This is a genomic window from Spirillospora sp. NPDC049652 (assembly GCF_040675125.1).
Taxonomy (GTDB): Bacteria; Actinomycetota; Actinomycetes; order Streptosporangiales; family Streptosporangiaceae; genus Spirillospora.
The window spans coordinates 1-16869 of the sequence record NZ_JBFAOF010000062.1; the positions used below are offsets into that span (position 1 = coordinate 1).

Consider the following 16869-nt stretch of genomic DNA (forward strand, 5'->3'; position numbering starts at 1 on the left):
CCGCCCACGTCGCGCGCCCGACCACGGCCCCGAAGACCACCGCCCCGATCCCGACGGCCGCCACCACCGAGCCCACGATGACACGGGACTCCGACACCCCGGCGGGCTCGGCCGCCGACACCCGCATCGCGGCGATCGGCGGGATCCGCGCGGCGCGGACGGCCGGCCCGAGCACCGCCAGCAGCGTGACGGCCAGGCCGACCGGCGCGGCGATCAGCAGGGTCCGCGCGCTGATCACGACGCCCTGCGCGTCCAGGCCCATGCCGAAGCCGCTGAACAGCAGCTTCAGCAGCGCCGCGCAGCCGATGCCGCCCGCGAGCCCGGCGGCGGTGGCGAGGCCCCCGACGACCAGGGCCTCCGCGCCGACGAGCCCGGCGAGCTGGCGGCGGCTCGCGCCGACCGCGCGCAGCAGCGCCGACTCGCGCATCCGCTGCGCGAGCGTGATCGCGAAGGTGTTGTGGATGGAGAACGCGGCCACCAGCAGCGCCACCCCGGCGAACGCGGCGAGCGCGGACCGGAAGACCGTCAGGAAGCCGTCCCGGACCTCCCCGATCCCCTCTTCGACGAGGGCCTTCCCGGTGACCGCCTCGGTCCCGGCGGGCAGCGCGCGGGAGACGCGCGCGGCGAGCCCGGCCTGCCCGACGCCGGGCGCGGCGCTCAGGGCCACCCCGGTCAGGCGGCCGGAGCCGTGCGCCACGTACCGGCGCGCCCCCTCCAGGCCGAACGCGGTGAACGAGGTCTCGCCGAACGCCGGGTCCTCGCCGAACATGCTGATGCCGACGACGGTCACCGGCACCCGCTCGGGGGTGAGGACGAAGGTGCGGTCGCCGACCCGCAGGTGCCCGGCGTCGGCGGCGCGCTTGTTGATCACGACCTCGTCCGGCGCGCGCGGCGCGCGGCCCTGCGCGATCCGGTAGGCGTTGAGCCTCGGGTCCTCGATCCAGTTCCCGGCGACGCGCGGGCCGCGCGCGGCGATGACCTTCCCGTCCCGGCCGAGCGGCTGCCCGGGCCCCTGGATCACCGGCTGCGCGGCCGCCACGCCGGGCACGCCCCGCACCCGGTCCAGGACGGCCCCGTCGATCTCGCCGGGCAGCTGGCCCGGCGAGCTGCTGACCTGCGTGGCGTTCCGGACCATCACGTCGGTGTCGCCGTTGCTGTTGGCGAAGTACCGGTCGATGGAGTGCGACAGCGTGTCGCCGAGCGCGAGGGTCCCGGTGAGGAACGCGACGCCGAGGAACACCGCGACCAGGGACGACGCGAGCCGGCGGCGCCTGCCCCACAGCTCTCGGAAGGCCAGCCCGATCATGCCGCACCGCCCAGGGCGCGCATGCGGTCCAGGACGCGGTCCTGCGTCGGGGCGTCCATGATGTCCACGATCCGGCCGTCGGCGAGGTAGATCACCGCGTCGGCGTGCGCGGCGGCGGCCGGGTCGTGGGTGACCATCGCGACGGTCTGGCCGAGGTCGTCCACCGAGCGGCGCAGCAGCGCGAGCACCTCGGTGCCGGTGCGCGAGTCGAGGTTGCCGGTCGGCTCGTCCGCGAAGACGATCTCGGGACGGGTGATCAGCGCGCGGGCCAGCGCGACCCGCTGCTGCTGGCCGCCGGACAGCTGGCCCGGCCGGTGCCCGAGCCGTTCGCCGAGGCCGAGCGTCCGGACGACGGTGTCGAACCACTCGCCGTCCGGCCGGGTCCCGGCGAGGGTCGTCGGCAGCAGGATGTTGTCCCGCGCGGTCAGCGTCGGCAGCAGGTTGAACGCCTGGAACACGAACCCGATCCGCTCCCGGCGCATCCGGGTCAGCCTGGCGTCCGGCAGCGCGCCGAGGTCGACGCCGCCGACGAACACCCGGCCGGACGTCGGCGCGTCCAGGCCCGCCACGCAGTGCATCAGCGTCGACTTGCCCGCGCCGGACGGTCCCATGATCGCGGTGAACCGGCCGCCGGGCAGGGTGACGGTCACCTCGTCCAGCGCCCGGACGGCGGTCGAGCCGGTCCCGTACACCTTGGTGAGCCGCTCGGTCCGCGCGCCTCCCTCGGCCCCGCTCCCGCCGGTGGCGGCCCCGCCCGCCGGCGGCGTCTCGACGTCGTTCCCTCTGCTCTTGGTCATGCCGTCGATGGTCCGGCGCGGACGGCGGCCGCGTCGTCCCGCACGGAGCGGCTTGGGGTGTGCGCCCCCCGGCGCAGCGCGGAGGGCCCGCGTACCCCGAGGGGCGTACGCAGGCGCGTCCGCCGCAGCCTGATTGGACTGAATGTCCAATTGTGATGCGGGCAACATACAAGCAGGCTTGATTGCTTGTAAGTGCGTACGTACCGTCGGAGACGTGTCAGTGAGCACTCGACGACGCCACTCCCGCCGCCGGTCCGGCGACCGCCGGACGCAGGAGGAGCGGCGCTCCCGGACCCAGGCCCGCCTGCTCGACGCGACCATGGAGTGCCTGGCCGACCTCGGCTGGTCGGGCACGTCCACGACCGAGGTCGCGCGCCGGGCCGGGGTGTCGCGGGGCGCCCAGCAGCACCACTACCCGACCAAGATGGTGCTGGTGGCGGCCGCGCTGGAGCACCTGCTGGAACGCCAGCGTTTCGCCTACGAGACGGCGTTCGCGGTGCTTCCGGCGGAACGGCGCAACGTCGAGGGCGCGCTCGACCTGCTCTGGGAGGTGTTCCGGGGACGTCCGGCCAGGGCGCTGCTCGAACTCGCGGTCGCCGCGCGCACCGACGACGAGCTGCGCCCCCTCTGCCGCGACCTCAACGAGCGCATCCTCCAGGTCATCCTGGAGACGTTCGGCCGGCTCTTCCCGGCGACCAGCGTGCCGGACGACGCTGTCCCGACGATGCTGCGCGGCGTGTTCGCGATGTTCGTCGGCCTGTCGGTCCAGCACGCGCTGGACGGCGACGCCGAAGGCCACCAGAAGGCCGTCCTCGAACAGGTCAAGAGCGTCGCCCGGCTGATCATCCCCGCCCCGTCCGCACCCCCGGCCGGGGCCCCCGCCCCGCCCGGAACCCCCGTCCCGCCGGACGCCCCGGCGGACGCCTCCGCGGGCGTCCCGCCGCACGCCCGGTCGGGTGACGACTCGGGAACCGCCGAACCCCCGACCCCCGAGGGAGCATGACCATGACCAAGGCCCCCACCGAGCTCGCCGACGAGGTCCGCGAGCAGGTCAAGGACCGCAAGTCCTACCTGGGCGTCATCGACCGCCTGAACAAGGCGTCGGTGGAGAAGCACTGGGAGGCGTACGCCGACATCCCCTGGGACGACCCGGACTTCCAGGTGGACAAGAACGACCCGAGGTTCGTGCTGCCCGAGTTCGACCGGCTCGGCCGGACGGACTGGTACCGCTCGCAGCCGCCGGAGGTCCAGGCGCAGATCGGCCTCTGGCGGGTCGCGACCGCGATGAAGATCGGCCTGCAGTTCGAGAACCTGCTGAAGCGGGGCCTGCTGAACTTCGCCTACTGGCTGCCGAACGGCCGCCCGGAGTTCCGGTACGTCTACCACGAGACGACCGAGGAGTGTCACCACGGGATGATGTTCCAGGAGTTCGTCAACCGGACGAAGCTCCCGATCAAGGGCATGCCGAAGTCGCTCACCGTCGTCGCGCAGGCCGCCCCGTGGATCCCGCTGATCAGCACCGAGATGTTCTTCGTCTTCGTGCTCGGCGGCGAGGACCCCATCGACTACGTGCAGCGCAAGTCGCTCAAGGGCGGGCACATCAAGCACCCGCTCGAAGAGACGATCATGCGGATCCACATCGCCGAGGAGGCCCGGCACATCTCGTTCGCCCGGCACTACCTCAAGCACCGGGTCCCGTCGATGCCGAAGGCCCGCCGCCGCGCCCTCGGCGTCGCCACCCCGATCGTGCTGGGCGTGATGGCGCGGATCATGCTCTCCCCGCCCGGCCCGATGGTGCGGCACTTCGGCATCCCGAAGGAGGTCGTCCGCGAGGCCTACAAGAGCCCGGTCGCGCAGGCGGAGATCGCCAACTCGGTCGGCAAGATCCGCGACCTGATGGCCGAACTGGACGTCGTCACCCCGGTGAACAAGCTCATCTGGAAGGCGTTCGGCATCTGGGACGAGCCGGGCCGCCGCCGTCCGCTGCCCGACGAGGCGCCGTCCCGCCGCACCGCCGAGGCCGCCTGAGTCCGCGCGAACGCCGGGTCGCACCGGGTACGACCGGTTTCCGGCGGCTCGGGGCGGGGGCCGCGCGCGGGGCCTGGAGCCCTCTGGCTACACTGCCCGCACGGCACTATTGAACGAACCATCCAATTAGCTACCGCGGGACCGGCCGCACTCCCCCTCCAGGCCGGTCCCGCGGCCCCCAGCGCACCTCCCGGCCCCCTGTGCCCCCTGAGATCGAGCGGAGCAGCGACGATGAGCATTGCGATCGTGACCGGCGGCGCGTCCGGAATCGGACGAGCGATCGCCACGGCCCTGGTGTCCCGCGGGAACACCGTCGTGGTCACCGACATCAACGCCGACGGCGCCGCCAAGGTCGCCGACCGGCTGAACACCCTCGGCCGGGGCAAGGCCACGGCCACGCCGCTGGACGTCACCGACGCCGCCACCGTCGCCGGCCTCTACCAGCGCACCAGGGACGAGCACGGCTCGCTCGACCTGGTCTTCAACAACGCGGGCATCGCCATCGGCGGACTCGCCGAGGAGCTGACGCTCGACCACTGGAACCGGGCGATCGACATCAACCTCAAGGGCGTCGTGCACGGCGTCCACGCGGCCTACCCGATCATGCTGGAGCAGGGCTCCGGGCACATCGTGAACACCGCCTCGCTCGCCGGGCTCGTCCCCATGCCGATCGGGATCCCCTACACCGCGACCAAGCACGCCGTCGTCGGCCTGTCCCTCGGGCTGCGCGCCGAGGCCGCCACGCGCGGGGTCAAGGTCAGCGTCGTCTGCCCCGGCTTCGTCGACACCCCGCTGCTCAGCAACGTCAACCCCGACCTGCCCTCGACGCCGATGTCCGGCGACGCCAAGGCCGACATCCAGAAGGCGTCCCCCCGGCTCTACACGGCCGAGAAGCTGGCCCGCGACATCATGCGCGGCGTCGAGAGGAACCAGGCCCTCATCGTCGCCCCCGCGTCCGGCCGCGCCGCCTGGCGCGGCGCCCGCCTCAACCCGGGCGCGGCCGTGCGCGTCGCCCAGATCGCGGTCAAGCGCATCCGCTCCGACCGGCGGTCCTGACCCCTCAGGGTTCGGAGCCGTCGGGCGCGAGCGCCGAGCCGTCGGCCGCCTCGGCGGAATCAGGCTCGGCGGGGTCCGTCGGGGGCTCGGCGGCGTCGGCCGCGAGCGCGTAGGCGATCGCGGCCTCCTGCTCCAGGAGGGCTCCCGCCTCGCGCTCGCGTTCGTAGGCCGCGTCGCCGAGCCCCGTCCGGGCGGCGCGCTCGGCCTCGGCGTGGATGTCGCCGAGGGCGAGCAGGGAGAGGCCCGGCGTGGTCGCGGTGCGCAGCATCGCCGAGGCCACGCCGTGCAGGCGGGCGGCGCGGCCCGGTCCGCCGAGCGCGACGGCCGCCGCCGCCAGCACCTCCAGCTGCAGCGCCGCGCCCATCGCGTCCTGGAACTCCAGCTTGATCGCGAGCGCGGTGCGGGCCCGCCCGGACGCCTCCGCCGGACGGCCCCGGCGGAGCTCCACCCGGGCCAGGATCCAGTCCAGGTGCGACCACCACCACAGGTCGCCGTGCCCGGCGCACAGCTCCACCGCCCGGACGAGCAGGTCGGCGGCCTGGTCGAGCTCTCCGCAGCGGTCGAGCAGCAGCCCGATCACGCCGAGCGCGAGGAGCGGGTCGAGGTCGTCGGGCCGTCCGGCGCGGGTGGCGAGGATGTGGTCCAGCGTCTCGGTCAGGACGAGCGCCGCCTCGCGCGCCACATCCCGCGTGCCCGCATCCCGGGGAGAGGACGCAAGGGACCCGCCCGGCAGCGTGCCGCTGGTGCCGCGCGCGACGCAGGCGATCGTCCGGGCGCGCAACGCCAGCAACTGGTCGTCGTGGTCGAGAGCCTCCGCGCGGGCCGCCTCGGCGGCCTCGCACGCGGCCTCCACGTCCGCGCGGGCGAAGGCGACCCAGGCCAGGTGGCAGCGCGCGCGGGCGCGTTCGGGACCGGGCGGCGGCTCGTCCGCGAGGAGGCGTTCCAGGTGGTGGCGGCCCTCCCGGGTCAGTCCCCGGACGATCCACAGCGGCCAGAGCGCGGCGGCCAGTTCCAGCGCCGCCCGCCGGTCCGCCTCACCGGAGCCGTCGTAGGCGAGCGCGGTGCGGTAGTTCCCGAGATCGGCGAGCAGCCCCCGGTACAGGGCGAACTGGTGCGCGCCGAACCAGTCGCGATCGACGCGCCGCGCGACCTCCAGGTAGTGGTCGCGGTGGCGGCGGCGCATCCGCCGCTCCTCGCCGAGCAGCCGCAGCCACCCGAGCCCGTACTCGCGGACGGTGCCCAGCAGCCGGTACCGCGTCCCGTCGTCGTGGTCGCCCAGGTACAGGATGGACTTGTCCACCAGGCCCGCGAGCAGCGCCGGCACCTCGTCCGCGGACAACCGCTCGTCCGCGCACACCGCGCGGACGGCGTCGGCGTCGAAGCCGTCCTCGAAGACCGACAGGCGCGCCCACAGCAGCCGCTCGGTCGGCGTGCACAGCTCGTGGCTCCATCCGATCGCGGTGCGCAGCGTCTGGTGCCGGGGCAGCCCGGGACGTGCCGCGCCGAGCACGGCGAACCGGTCCCGCAGGCGGCCGAGCACCTCGTCCAGGGGCATCTCCCGCATCCGGACGGCGGCGAGCTCGATCGCGAACGGGATCCCGTCCAGCCGCCGGCACAGCCGCGCCACCTGCGGGGCGTTCCCGGCGGTCAGGGTGAAGCCGGGCGCGGCCTCGGCGGCCCGCAGGGCGAACAGCCGCACCGACTCGATCCGGGCGAGTCTGCGCAGGTCACCGGGGTGGAAGGCGAGACGTTCGCAGTCGGCCTCGGCGGGCACCGGCAGCGGCCGGACGACCAGCCGGTACTCGCCCGGCATCGCCAGCCCCTGCCGCGCGGTCGCGATGAACCGCACGCCGGGCGCGCCCTCGCGCAGCGTCCCGATCAGCTCGCCGACCGCCTCGCGCAGGTGCTCGCAGCCGTCCAGGACGACCAGGGCGCGCCGGGCGGAGAGGAAGCCGAGCAGCACGTCCACCTGGGAGCGTCCCGGCTGGTCGACCACGCGCATCGCCGCCGTCACGCCGTGCGCGAGCAGCGCCGGATGCCTGATCTCGTCGATGCGGACGAACCACGTCCCGTCCGGGAACCCGGCCCGCAGTTCCTGCGCCGCGCGCAACGCCAGCCGCGTCTTCCCCACTCCCCCGACCCCGGTGAGCGTCACCGGCCGGCCGTGCCCGATCTGCTCCCGCACGGTGGCGAGTTCCCGCTCCCGATCCACCAACCCGACCCGCACCAGCAACGACCGGTCGTCCTGGAACACCGTCACCTCCTACGACGCCACCCGGGCAACGCCCCCACCCGCCTGGATCGGTCCACTCCGTACCGCCGACATCCCGCCCGCCCCGCCCGGCCACCCGGACGAGGCGTGGACGTCAGTCCACCGGTTCATGGGCCAGGTCACCCGTCCCGTGATGGGTCGAGCTGGGAAGGACCGGCTCGCCGCCGACCGCGCACGCCGGCGGGGCCGGGTCGAAGTCGAGGACGAGCAGCGCGACGTCGTCCTTGGGACGGCCGCCCACGTGCGCCCGCAGGTCCGCCTCCAGCGCGTCCAGCAGGACGTCCGGATCGGGGTGGACGAGCGCCGCCGCCCGCTCGGCGAGCGGATAGAAGCGGCCCGCGGCGTCGCGGGACTCGGTGACGCCGTCGGTGTAGAGCAGCAGGTGGCCGCCCCCGGGCGGCAGCGGAAGCGGACCGGAGGGGCACGGATCGCCCGCCAGGGCGACCAGGCCGAGCGGCGGCGCGGGCGGCAGCGCGTCCACGAACGTCGAGGCGCCGTCGAGCGACACCAGCAGCGGCGGCGGATGGCCGCAGTTGACCAGTTCGGCCGGGGATCCGTCCGGCGGGATCTGGACCAGCAGCGCGGTGACGAAGTCCTCCGTGCCGCCGCGGCGCGCGAGGAAGCCGTCGAGCCGCAGCGCCACGCCGGTGAGCGTCGGTTCGTTGTGCGCCAGCTCGCGGAACGCGCCGAGCACGTCGGCGGCCTGTTCGAGGGCGGCGAGGCCCTTGCCGCGCACGTCGCCGACGATGACCCGCACACCGTAGGCGGTGTCCAGCACCGCGTAGAGGTCGCCGCCGAGGCCCGCCTCGACCTCGTCCGCGAGATAGCGGACGCCGGTGCGCACCCCGCCGGTCCGTCGCGGGGCGGGGCGGAGCAGGGCGTGGCGCATGGCGTCGGTGATCGCCCGCAGGTCGGCCTGGGCGTGGTCGCTGCGCTCGCGGCGCCTGGTCGCGACCGCCATCACCGCAGTCGTGCCGAGCACGCCGCCGATCACCGCCGCGAAGCGCAGCAGCTCACCGGCGACCATCGAGGCTTCGAGGACGCCGAGGGTCGCGAGCGTGGCCGCGCCGGTCAGCAGGACGAACCGCGCCGAGGACGGGCGCAACCCGGCCAGGACCGGCACGCCGATGAGCAGGCCGATCACCGAGCCGCCGTCCGGAAGGCACACGTCGGCGAGCGCGACGACCAGCAGCGCGGCGAGCGGAAGGCAGGCCGCGGGGTCGACGCGCGGAAAGTGACGAATCCAGGCCATGGGGAGGGACGCCGTTCGTCGTGGACGTCATCCGTGAGCCACGCGGTGCGCACGGACCGCTGTCAGTCGCCGATTGTAGCCCGGCGGACACGAACCGGATCGTTTTCGGGGAAAACGATCCCGTCGTGCGTCTATGCCCCCTCCCTGGTGGACGGCTCGCCCGCGCCGGTCTCGCGAGGGGTTCGAGCGGTTGAGGCCCCGTCCCACAGGTGGGAGGCGTGCGGGACGGGGCAAATGATGCGAAACAGAAAGAACGCTTAAGAAGGGTTAACGGCTGGCTTAGTGGCCGAATCAGGCCGTTACCGGGGAACGGGCGTCAGGTCGGCCAGGGATGTCCGTTCCTCAGCACGTCGTATCCGACGAACGTGAACATCCGCACGCCGCGCCGCAGGGGCTGCGGCCTCCCGTTGAACCGGTGCACGCCCACGCCGTAGGCGCGCTCCTCCGGCGGCGAGACCCAGCGTTCCTCGAAGTCGTGCTGGGAGAACCACTCCCTGATCCGCGGCGTGAGGTCCGGAGGCTGGCGGTTGCGGGTCCAGACGACGAACGCGCCCGGAGCGCACAGCTGCGGCAGCAGGCCGATCGTGCGCTCGATGTCGGTGTCGGCGATGTTGCCGAACACGCCGCACACCAGCACCACGTTCGCCGGGACGGCCCCCGCGTAGGCGTCGGTGCAGGACGCGTCGCCGACGACCGCCGAGACCCGCTTCAGCCCGGCGTCGCGGGCGGCCCGCCCGGCCCGGCGGACGTTCGCCGGATCCAGCTCGACCAGGCGTCCGGCCAGGTCGTCGCGGCGCGGATGGTCGCGCAGGGCGCCGATCAGGTCGCGGCCCTGCCCCGCGCATAAGCTGATCGCCCTGATCCGGCCCGGCGGGGCGGCGTCCACCGCCTCGCGGAGGCGCTGCTGGACGGTCCGCAGCCGCCGGGACAGCGCCGACCCCGGCTCGTCGTAGGCGTCGTGCCAGGCCGCCCAGTCCCGGCGGTCCGGCTGGTTGCATTGCTCCATGCGCAGCAATGTAGAACGCAGCGTGACCCTCCGGGTGCGGAACGACGCCGGACTGTCCACTCCCGGACTTCCGCTATCCCTCGGGTTCCGGACCATGCTCCCGCTCCGAGGGGGCCGGCAGCCGGGGATAGTGCAGGTCGAACGCGGGCCGCTCCGACCGGATGCGCGGGATGGCCTTGAAGTTGTGGCGCGGCGGCGGTGAGGATGTGGCCCACTCCAGGGAGTTGCCGTAGCCCCACGGGTCGTCCGCCTCGACCCGCCTGCCGTGCCTCCAGGTGACGTAGACGTTGTAGAGGAAGAACAGGGTGGACGCGCCGAGCAGGAACGCGCCGACGCTCGAGACCCGGTTCAGCGCCGTGAACTCCTTCGCATAGTCCGCGTACCGGCGGGGCATGCCCTCCGCGCCCAGCCAGTGCTGGATGAGGAACGTCGTGTGGAACCCGACGAACAGCGTCCAGAAGTGGATCTTGCCGAGGGTCTCGTTCAGCATCGTCCCGGTGAACTTCGGCCACCAGAAGTAGAAGCCGCCGAACATCGCGAACACGACCGTCCCGAACACCACGTAGTGGAAGTGCGCGACGACGAAGTAGGAGTCCTGGAGCTGGAAGTCCAGCGGCGGCGAGGCCAGGATGATCCCGGTCAGCCCGCCGAACAGGAACGTCACCAGGAACCCGACCGACCAGAGCATGGGCGTCTCGAACGTGAGGTTGCCCCGCCACATCGTGCCGACCCAGTTGAAGAACTTCACCCCCGTCGGCACCGCGATCAGGTACGTCATGAACGAGAAGAACGGCAGCAGGACCTGGCCCGTGGTGAACATGTGGTGCGCCCACACCGCCATCGACAGCCCCGCGATGCAGATCGTCGCGCCGACCATGCCGAAGTAGCCGAACAGCGGCTTGCGGCTGAACACCGGGATGATCTCGGTGATGATGCCGAAGAACGGCAGCGCGATGATGTACACCTCGGGATGGCCGAAGAACCAGAACAGGTGCTGCCAGGTCAGCGCCCCGCCCACGTCCGGGTCGAACACGTGCGCGCCGAACCGCCGGTCGGCCTCCAGCACCAGCAGCGCCGCCGCCAGCACCGGGAAGGCCAGCAGCACCAGCAGGCTGGTGAGCAGGGTGTTCCAGGTGAAGATCGGCAGCCGGAACATGGTCATGCCCGGCGCGCGCATCCCGATGATCGTGGTGATGAAGTTGACCGCGCCGAGGATGGTGCCGAACCCGGACAGCGCCAACCCCATGATCCACATGTCGCCGCCGAGGCCCGGCGACCGGATCGAGCTGGTCAGCGGCGAGTACGCCGTCCAGCCGAACGCCGCCGAACCGCCCGGCGTCACGAACGACAGCATCACGATGATCCCGCCGAACAGGAAGAACCAGTAGCTCAGCATGTTCATCCGCGGGAACGCCACGTCCGGCGCGCCGATCTGCAGCGGCATGATCTCGTTCGCGAACCCCACGAACAGCGGGGTCGCGAACAGCAGCAGCATGACCGTGCCGTGCATCGTGAACAGCTGGTTGTACTGCTCGTTGCTGACGACCTGCCGCCCGGGCGAGAACAGCTCCGCCCGGATCACCATCGCCATGACGCCGGCGAGGAGGAAGAACACGAACGAGGTGATGAGGTAGAGGTGCCCGATCACCTTGTGGTCGGTGGTCGTGATCCAGGACACCAGGACCGAGCCGCGGGTGCGCCGCCGCCGCGCGGGCGCCTCGGGAAGGGGGCGGCCGAGTAGGACCATGCCGTGCTCCCTTGGGACGGGGGGTGTCCTCAACTATTCGCCGGTCTCCCGTGAGACGCAAGACACACCCGTTCAACCCGACCTCCTACGCTGTTGTGTGTGGAGCGGATACTGGTGAGTTCTTGCCTGCTGGGCAGGCCCGTGCGGTACGACGGTGCCGCCAAGCCCGTCACGGACGACCTCTTCGAGCGCTGGCGCGCCGAGGGCCGCCTCGTCGCCGTCTGCCCCGAGATCGCCGGCGGCCTGCCCGTCCCCCGCCCCGCCGCCGAAATCGCCCCCCACGATCTCCTCCCCCTGACCCCCACGCCCCCATCCCATGAAGCAGCCACCCCTCCACCCCCTGACACAGCCACCGCTGCGGCCCCTAGCGCAGCCATCCCTCCGGCAGCCGCCACTCCAACAGGCGACCTGAAATCCCCTCTCGACCGGGCGGCGCGGGTCATGACAGCGTCCGGCGAGGACGTCTCCGCGGAGTTCATGCGCGGCGCGCACATCGCCCTCGAGACCGCACGCCGGGCGGGCGCCCGGATCGCGGTCCTGAAGGAGTCGAGCCCCTCCTGCGGGAGCCACCACGTCTACGACGGCACCTTCAGCGGCACCCGCGTCTCCGGAATGGGCGTCACCACGGCACTGTTGATGTCAGCGGGGATCCGGGTGTTCAGCGAGGACGAACTTCCCGAAGCCGCCGCCTACCTGGCAGAACTGGAATCTTGAGGCCCCGCATGCGCATCGCTCTGGTCGACTCCGGCTTCGGTCTGCTCGCCGCCGCCGCCGCGGTCCGGCGCGTCCGCCCCGACGCCGACCTGGTGCTGTCCTGGGACCCCGACGGCGCCCCCTGGGGCCCGCGCCCGCCGGAAGAGATCACCGAGCGGGCGCTGGCCTGCGCCGGCGCCGCCGCGACCACCGAGCCGGACGCGCTGATCGTGGCCTGCAACACCGCCACCGTGCACGCGCTGCCCACCCTGCGGTTGGCGTTCGAGCCCGCCGTCCCCGTGATCGGGACCGTCCCGGCGATCAAGCCCGCCGCCGCGGCCGGCGTCCCCGTGGCGGTATGGGCCACGGTCGCGACCACTCACAGCGCCTACCAGGCCGACCTGATCCGCCGCTTCGCCCCGGACGTCCCCGTCCACCGCGTCGCCTGCCCGGGCCTCGCCGACGCCGTCGACTCCGGTGACCCGCGCCTCCTGCGCACCGCCATCGACACCGCCGTCCGCGCCACCCCCGACGACGTGAAGCACGTCGTCCTGGGCTGCACCCACTACGAGCTGATCGGCCCGCAGATCGCCGCGGCCTTCCCCTCCTCCCCCGAACTCTTCAGCTCCGCCGCAGCCCTCGCCACGCAGACACTCCGCCGTCTCGACCAGCCCGCCATGCCGGACGCCGCCCCCACCGGCACCCTGACCGTCTTCCAGAGCGGCCGCCGAACCGACCTCCCCCCAGTCGCCCAGCGCTACTGGCACACCCTCCTCCCCTCCCCGGTCCCCTAACCCGAGCGCCCTCCGCTCACCCGGCCCCTCCAACAACCGAAACCCACTCCCCCAACGGCCCAGCGCTCCCCGGCCACCCAAGCGGCCCAAGCCCCCACCCACCCGGCCGTTCGAACGGCTGAGGCCCCGCCCCCACGACCCACCCGACGGCCCGACCGGCTGAAACCCCGGCTCATCCGGCCGTCCGAACGGCTGGGGCCCCACCCCGCTGACGGACTGACCGGCTGAAGCCCCTTCCCAGCGGCCCGACCGGTCGAAGCCCCGCTCTCCTGGCCGTTCGAGCGGCTGGGGAGGCCGGACGTCTCGCACTGCCGTAGCCGTCTGAGCGGCCCGGGGGGCCGCCACCTCCCTCTCTCCTCAACGTTGGCGCGCCGACCGGTAGGTGGTCAGCTCGGGGTCGTGTGCGGGGTCGCGGGCATCAGGCCGGTTGTCGGGGTGTTCTGTGCCGGGCCAACGTTGCCGCCTCCGTTGAGCGGGCGCGGGCGGCTCGACTGACGCGTGGTGATGCCGGGGCCGTAGTGAGCCAGGGCCCTGGCCGCCTCCGCAGGATGATCGGTGGCGACCTCGATGCGCCCGTCGGGCAAGGGACCCACGCTGAAGATGTCGAAGGCCGGTTGCTTGGGCCGCGCCATGATCTGCGAGACGACCCGGTTCGCGTCGGCCTCGTTCCGATAGGCGCCGCGGATCTCCACGGTCACGTCGTGGACGGCACCGCAGACGGCCGTGTCCAGACGTTCGCTCGGGAGCCGGTAGACGATCACCTTGCGCCAGGCGGTGTCGATCGCAAGCCCCGCGTACCAGCGCTCCAGCGGCCCGGGCCGGCGTCCGTGCTTCGTCACCTCCTTGCCACCTCCCACGACGTTCTGGATGGTGGCGGCGGCACGGCCGAGAGCCGCCTGGTCGGGCGGACTCGAACTGGTGGGATCGGGGGTGAGCGGAGTGCTCCGTCTGGGCGCTCCGCAGTACTTCGGTGGCGCGTCGACCCCCGGCGGGGGCGCGACGGCGATCAAGGTGTTCGGCGAACGCGTCCCGATCGTCCCGGTCGTCGCGGGCTGGCCGGCTGGGCGGGACGCGGCCCAGATCTGGGGGATACCCACGGCCGTCGCGGCCGCCGCTCCGGCCACCGCGACGATCGTCGCGTTCCGGGCGCGCCTGCGGCGGCGCACGCGCCTGGTCAGTTCCGCCGAGCCGACCGACAGGGGATGTGCCTCATCCGCCAGCTCTCCGATACGGCGGGCCAGCATCTCTTCGAGCTTCGACTCCATTGCCCTCTCCTACTTCCTCGCCGCCGGACGAGGCCGCGCGCCCGTCCCGCGCGCGGACCCCGACCGTCCCTCGTATGCGGCTTCGCCTTCGCCCAGGAGCTCGGCCAGGCGCTGATGCGCCTCGCTCAGGTAGCGCTTGACCGAGCCCTCGCGGCAGCCCAGTTCGGCCGCGATCTGGGCGACGGTCAGGTCCTCGTAGTAGCGCAGCACCGCGCAGGCCCGCTGTCTCGGCGACAGTCGCGCCAGTGCGGCGCGCACGTCCGCGTTCACCACGACCTGGCCGGACGCGTCGGGCACATAGTCCCGGCGGTGGAACAGAGGACTCACCCTGCTCCAGACCCGCCCGCTCCGTTTCGAGTCCAGGAACCGGTTGAGCATGATCCGCCGGACATATCCCTCGGCCTCGTCCTCCGTCCGGTGGCCGGGCCGGGCGAACGCACGCACCAGTGCCTCCTGCACCAGGTCGTCCGCCTCGGCATCGTCACCGCATAGCAGGAACGCGTACCGTTTCAACGCCGCGCCCCGCCGGTCCGCGAGCGCGGCCATGGTCTGAGCCCAGACAGCCATGCAACCTCCGCCTCAACGTCGTCACCCTGAAAAACGGCTGACAGGGCCAGAACGTTGGGGTGGATCCGCGAATTGTTTCCAGCCGATCACGCAGCGCGTGCGGCGAACGTCCGTTTGCCCTGGTCAGGAAGATCCTCCTGAAGGACGGTCGCGAAACCGCGGGGCAGCAGAGCCGCGGGCTCTCCCTCTCCGAGACACCATTCGGCGGGGAGGCCCGGCCGCCGACGCCGGGCATCCTCGGTGAACGCCTCCCACAGGACGAGCCCGCCCGGCCGCACGGCCCCGACCGCCGGACCGAAGACCCGCTCATCCCAGAACCCGGTACAGAGCACGACCGCGTACCTGTCATGCCCAGTGGGCCGCCAGGTCGAGAGATCTGCCTGAACGAGCGTGACCAGACCGTCCAGACTCCGCCGACGAGCCTCGTTGCCCAGCATGCCCAACGCGACCTCGGACACGTCGACAGCCGTTACCGCTCGCCCTTCCGCCGCGAAACGCAGCGCACTCCCGGACGGGCCGGAGGCCAGGTCCAGCACCGGGCCCTCCGGCAGCTCCTGGGAGAGCGCCCACTCGACCAGCGGGTGTGGCGCGAACCTCGGCTCCCCGGCGGCTTCGTACTTGGCGTTCCAGCGCGCCCGGTCCGGATGCGCGAACAGATCCCCGTGCGCCATCAGTACTTGGGGGGACGACGGAACAGCCAGCCGAAGAACCCACGGCGTGGCGGCCGGGCAACGATGCTCCCGCTCCGCACGGCCCCGACGACCTCCACCCGCAGGAACGTCTCCGGAGCCGTCCCGCTCGCCGTTCGCGGAGCACGGACCTTCACCGATCCGCTCTTCACCTTGACCTCGTCGGCGTCCACCACGATCCCTGGACGGGTCACGATCGTCAGGCTGCCGCTCCTGACCTCGGCGTCGATCCGAAGAGTGCCATGGCTGACGACGGCGGACGTCAGGTCCAGCTTCACACTGCCGCTGCCCACCGCGACGTCCATCGCGCGCGGCACCACCCACTCGCCTTCGCGCGCCAAGGCACTGCTGCCGACTTCGATTCGCACCAGATCCTTGGCCTGAGCGGCAGGTGCGGAAGGACGACCATCCCGACGGGGTGCCGGAAGATCGGTGACCAGAACCGCGAGGTCGGACTCCGTGCGAGCCGAGAGTGCCTTGTCGAGACGCTCGTCCAGCTCTTCCAAAGTCAGCCGGCCGTCCCCGGCCGCAACCCTCAGCTGCTCGGCGATTCGATCCCGGTCCTCATGCGAAACCCGCAACTCGGTGCGCCGCTCCGGCAGGTTCTCCTCGGTCATGGAGAGAACAGTATTCGCTCCCGCCATCCAAGAGCAGTGCTTCGTTCCAGAGCGCCCCGCGCCGGCCCCCTCCCAACCGGCCGCCCGCATACCCACGCCTCAGACACCCATAAGTCATCAGCAACAGTCGGCCGATGCCCCACCCACCACACCCCAGCCAGAGACATCGGGTCACACCCACAGAGCGGCCGGGAAGGCAGCGACAGGCAAGTCCGCTGCCGAACAGGCAATGACCACAGGACGCCTCCCGAGGGGACCGAGAGAAAACCGAGTGCGCCAATCATTCGCCGACAGCCGAACAGCGCCCGACTCTGCAGGAGCGACCCCTATAAACGAGAAAGGCCCCGCCACGAGAGTGGCGGGGCCTTTCACCCATGCAAATAGAAGTAGGGCCCGCCACATTGTGGCGGGCCCTACCCAATATAAGTCCGGCGGCGTCCTACTCTCCCACACAGTCTCCCATGCAGTACCATCGGCGCTGAGGGGCTTAACTACCGGGTTCGGGATGGGACCGGGTGTTTCCCCCTCGCCATAACCACCGAACGATCAACGCACAACCCCACAGGGGCCGGCAAGTCTCGTCCGAGCCGTCAAAGCTCAGTATTCAATTCAATGCGGTACAACCCAGTTGTTTTCTGGGAACCACACAGGGACGCGAATCATCTCGTTACACCGCAGCGATTGGTTTGAACGTTCAGTGTGTTCAAGCCACTCGGCCTATTAGTACCGGTCGACTCCACACGTTACCGCGCTTCCATCCCCGGCCTATCAACCCAATCG

Annotated in this window: 15 protein-coding genes and 2 rRNA genes; 5 read left to right on the forward strand and 12 right to left on the reverse strand. The window is 72.2% G+C overall.

Annotated features, from left to right (window positions below; translation table 11 throughout):
- Nucleotides 1-1306: ABC transporter permease (locus AB0J52_RS07110; RefSeq protein ID WP_500180657.1), on the reverse strand; the 1306-nt coding region annotated here is incomplete at its 3' end.
- A complete protein-coding gene (locus AB0J52_RS07115; RefSeq protein ID WP_500180658.1) occupies nucleotides 1303-2103 on the reverse strand; it encodes an ABC transporter ATP-binding protein in 801 nt (266 codons plus the stop codon). The genes AB0J52_RS07110 and AB0J52_RS07115, both read right to left, overlap by 4 nt.
- A 214-nt stretch (nucleotides 2104-2317) precedes the next feature.
- On the opposite strand from AB0J52_RS07115, the gene AB0J52_RS07120 reads away from it, so the two are divergent.
- The 3 genes from AB0J52_RS07120 (at nucleotide 2318) to AB0J52_RS07130 (ending at nucleotide 5187) form a co-directional block, all read left to right on the forward strand.
- The gene (locus tag AB0J52_RS07120; RefSeq protein ID WP_500180659.1) at nucleotides 2318-3106 is read left to right on the forward strand and encodes a TetR/AcrR family transcriptional regulator; all 789 of its coding nucleotides are present in this window, start codon (nucleotides 2318-2320) and stop codon (nucleotides 3104-3106) included.
- A gap of 2 nt (nucleotides 3107-3108) precedes the next feature.
- Nucleotides 3109-4131 carry an AurF N-oxygenase family protein gene (locus AB0J52_RS07125; RefSeq protein WP_500180660.1) on the forward strand — a complete coding sequence of 341 codons (1023 nt, stop codon included), beginning with the start codon at nucleotides 3109-3111 and terminating at the stop codon, nucleotides 4129-4131.
- Between the two features lie 231 nt (nucleotides 4132-4362).
- On the forward strand, nucleotides 4363-5187 hold the full coding sequence (locus AB0J52_RS07130) for an SDR family NAD(P)-dependent oxidoreductase (protein WP_500180661.1): 825 nt from the start codon (nucleotides 4363-4365) through the stop codon (nucleotides 5185-5187).
- Nucleotides 5188-5191: 4 nt separating this feature from the next.
- Here the strand turns inward: AB0J52_RS07130 and AB0J52_RS07135 are convergent, their stop codons facing one another.
- The 4 genes from AB0J52_RS07135 to ctaD form a co-directional block, all read right to left on the reverse strand.
- Nucleotides 5192-7447 carry an ATP-binding protein gene (locus tag AB0J52_RS07135; protein ID WP_500180662.1) on the reverse strand — a complete coding sequence of 752 codons (2256 nt, stop codon included), beginning with the start codon at nucleotides 7445-7447 and terminating at the stop codon, nucleotides 5192-5194.
- A 106-nt stretch (nucleotides 7448-7553) separates the two neighbouring features.
- A complete protein-coding gene (locus AB0J52_RS07140) occupies nucleotides 7554-8711 on the reverse strand; it encodes a PP2C family protein-serine/threonine phosphatase (RefSeq protein WP_500180664.1) in 1158 nt (385 codons plus the stop codon).
- A 316-nt stretch (nucleotides 8712-9027) separates the two neighbouring features.
- Entirely contained in the window at nucleotides 9028-9717 is a 690-nt protein-coding gene (locus AB0J52_RS07145; RefSeq protein WP_500180665.1) for a class I SAM-dependent methyltransferase family protein, read from the reverse strand.
- 73 nt (nucleotides 9718-9790) lie between these two features.
- Nucleotides 9791-11464, reverse strand: a complete 1674-nt coding sequence (ctaD, locus tag AB0J52_RS07150; RefSeq protein WP_500180666.1) for an aa3-type cytochrome oxidase subunit I — start codon at nucleotides 11462-11464, stop codon at nucleotides 9791-9793.
- 99 nt (nucleotides 11465-11563) lie between these two features.
- On the opposite strand from ctaD, the gene AB0J52_RS07155 reads away from it, so the two are divergent.
- Together AB0J52_RS07155 and AB0J52_RS07160 are read left to right on the forward strand one after the other, a co-directional pair.
- Entirely contained in the window at nucleotides 11564-12178 is a 615-nt protein-coding gene (locus tag AB0J52_RS07155) for a 2-thiouracil desulfurase family protein (RefSeq protein WP_500180667.1), read from the forward strand.
- 8 nt (nucleotides 12179-12186) lie between these two features.
- The gene (locus tag AB0J52_RS07160) at nucleotides 12187-12951 is read left to right on the forward strand and encodes a glutamate racemase (protein ID WP_500180668.1); all 765 of its coding nucleotides are present in this window, start codon (nucleotides 12187-12189) and stop codon (nucleotides 12949-12951) included.
- 386 nt (nucleotides 12952-13337) lie between these two features.
- On the opposite strand, the gene AB0J52_RS07165 is transcribed toward AB0J52_RS07160, so the two are convergent.
- From AB0J52_RS07165 to AB0J52_RS07190, 6 genes are all read right to left on the reverse strand, one after another.
- Nucleotides 13338-14216 carry a hypothetical protein gene (locus tag AB0J52_RS07165; RefSeq protein ID WP_500180669.1) on the reverse strand — a complete coding sequence of 293 codons (879 nt, stop codon included), beginning with the start codon at nucleotides 14214-14216 and terminating at the stop codon, nucleotides 13338-13340.
- Nucleotides 14217-14225: 9 nt separating this feature from the next.
- Nucleotides 14226-14783: an RNA polymerase sigma factor gene (locus AB0J52_RS07170; RefSeq protein ID WP_500180670.1), complete on the reverse strand. Its 558-nt coding sequence runs from the start codon at nucleotides 14781-14783 to the stop codon at nucleotides 14226-14228.
- A gap of 86 nt (nucleotides 14784-14869) precedes the next feature.
- Nucleotides 14870-15454 carry a methyltransferase domain-containing protein gene (locus AB0J52_RS07175; RefSeq protein WP_500180671.1) on the reverse strand — a complete coding sequence of 195 codons (585 nt, stop codon included), beginning with the start codon at nucleotides 15452-15454 and terminating at the stop codon, nucleotides 14870-14872.
- Complete coding sequence (locus AB0J52_RS07180; RefSeq protein WP_500180672.1) at nucleotides 15454-16089, reverse strand: DUF1707 SHOCT-like domain-containing protein; 636 nt, start codon at nucleotides 16087-16089, stop codon at nucleotides 15454-15456. Before AB0J52_RS07180 ends, AB0J52_RS07175 begins: the two co-directional genes overlap by 1 nt.
- 426 nt (nucleotides 16090-16515) lie before the next feature.
- A 5S ribosomal RNA gene (rrf, locus tag AB0J52_RS07185) occupies nucleotides 16516-16632 on the reverse strand.
- A gap of 156 nt (nucleotides 16633-16788) precedes the next feature.
- A 23S ribosomal RNA gene (locus AB0J52_RS07190) occupies nucleotides 16789-16869 on the reverse strand; the annotation flags it as partial.

Bases quoted from the DNA above. Each gene is read 5' to 3' on its own strand.
- AB0J52_RS07140 (WP_500180664.1), bottom strand. From the start codon at position 8,711: ATGGCCTGGATTCGTCACTTTCCGCGCGTCGACCCCGCGGCCTGCCTT.
- AB0J52_RS07160 (WP_500180668.1), top strand. From the start codon at position 12,187: ATGCGCATCGCTCTGGTCGACTCCGGCTTCGGTCTGCTCGCCGCCGCC.
- AB0J52_RS07145 (WP_500180665.1), bottom strand. From the start codon at position 9,717: ATGGAGCAATGCAACCAGCCGGACCGCCGGGACTGGGCGGCCTGGCAC.
- AB0J52_RS07175 (WP_500180671.1), bottom strand. From the start codon at position 15,454: ATGGCGCACGGGGATCTGTTCGCGCATCCGGACCGGGCGCGCTGGAAC.
- AB0J52_RS07130 (WP_500180661.1), top strand. From the start codon at position 4,363: ATGAGCATTGCGATCGTGACCGGCGGCGCGTCCGGAATCGGACGAGCG.
- AB0J52_RS07165 (WP_500180669.1), bottom strand. From the start codon at position 14,216: ATGGAGTCGAAGCTCGAAGAGATGCTGGCCCGCCGTATCGGAGAGCTG.
- AB0J52_RS07170 (WP_500180670.1), bottom strand. From the start codon at position 14,783: ATGGCTGTCTGGGCTCAGACCATGGCCGCGCTCGCGGACCGGCGGGGC.
- AB0J52_RS07180 (WP_500180672.1), bottom strand. From the start codon at position 16,089: ATGACCGAGGAGAACCTGCCGGAGCGGCGCACCGAGTTGCGGGTTTCG.
- AB0J52_RS07115 (WP_500180658.1), bottom strand. From the start codon at position 2,103: ATGACCAAGAGCAGAGGGAACGACGTCGAGACGCCGCCGGCGGGCGGG.
- ctaD (WP_500180666.1), bottom strand. From the start codon at position 11,464: ATGGTCCTACTCGGCCGCCCCCTTCCCGAGGCGCCCGCGCGGCGGCGG.
- AB0J52_RS07125 (WP_500180660.1), top strand. From the start codon at position 3,109: ATGACCAAGGCCCCCACCGAGCTCGCCGACGAGGTCCGCGAGCAGGTC.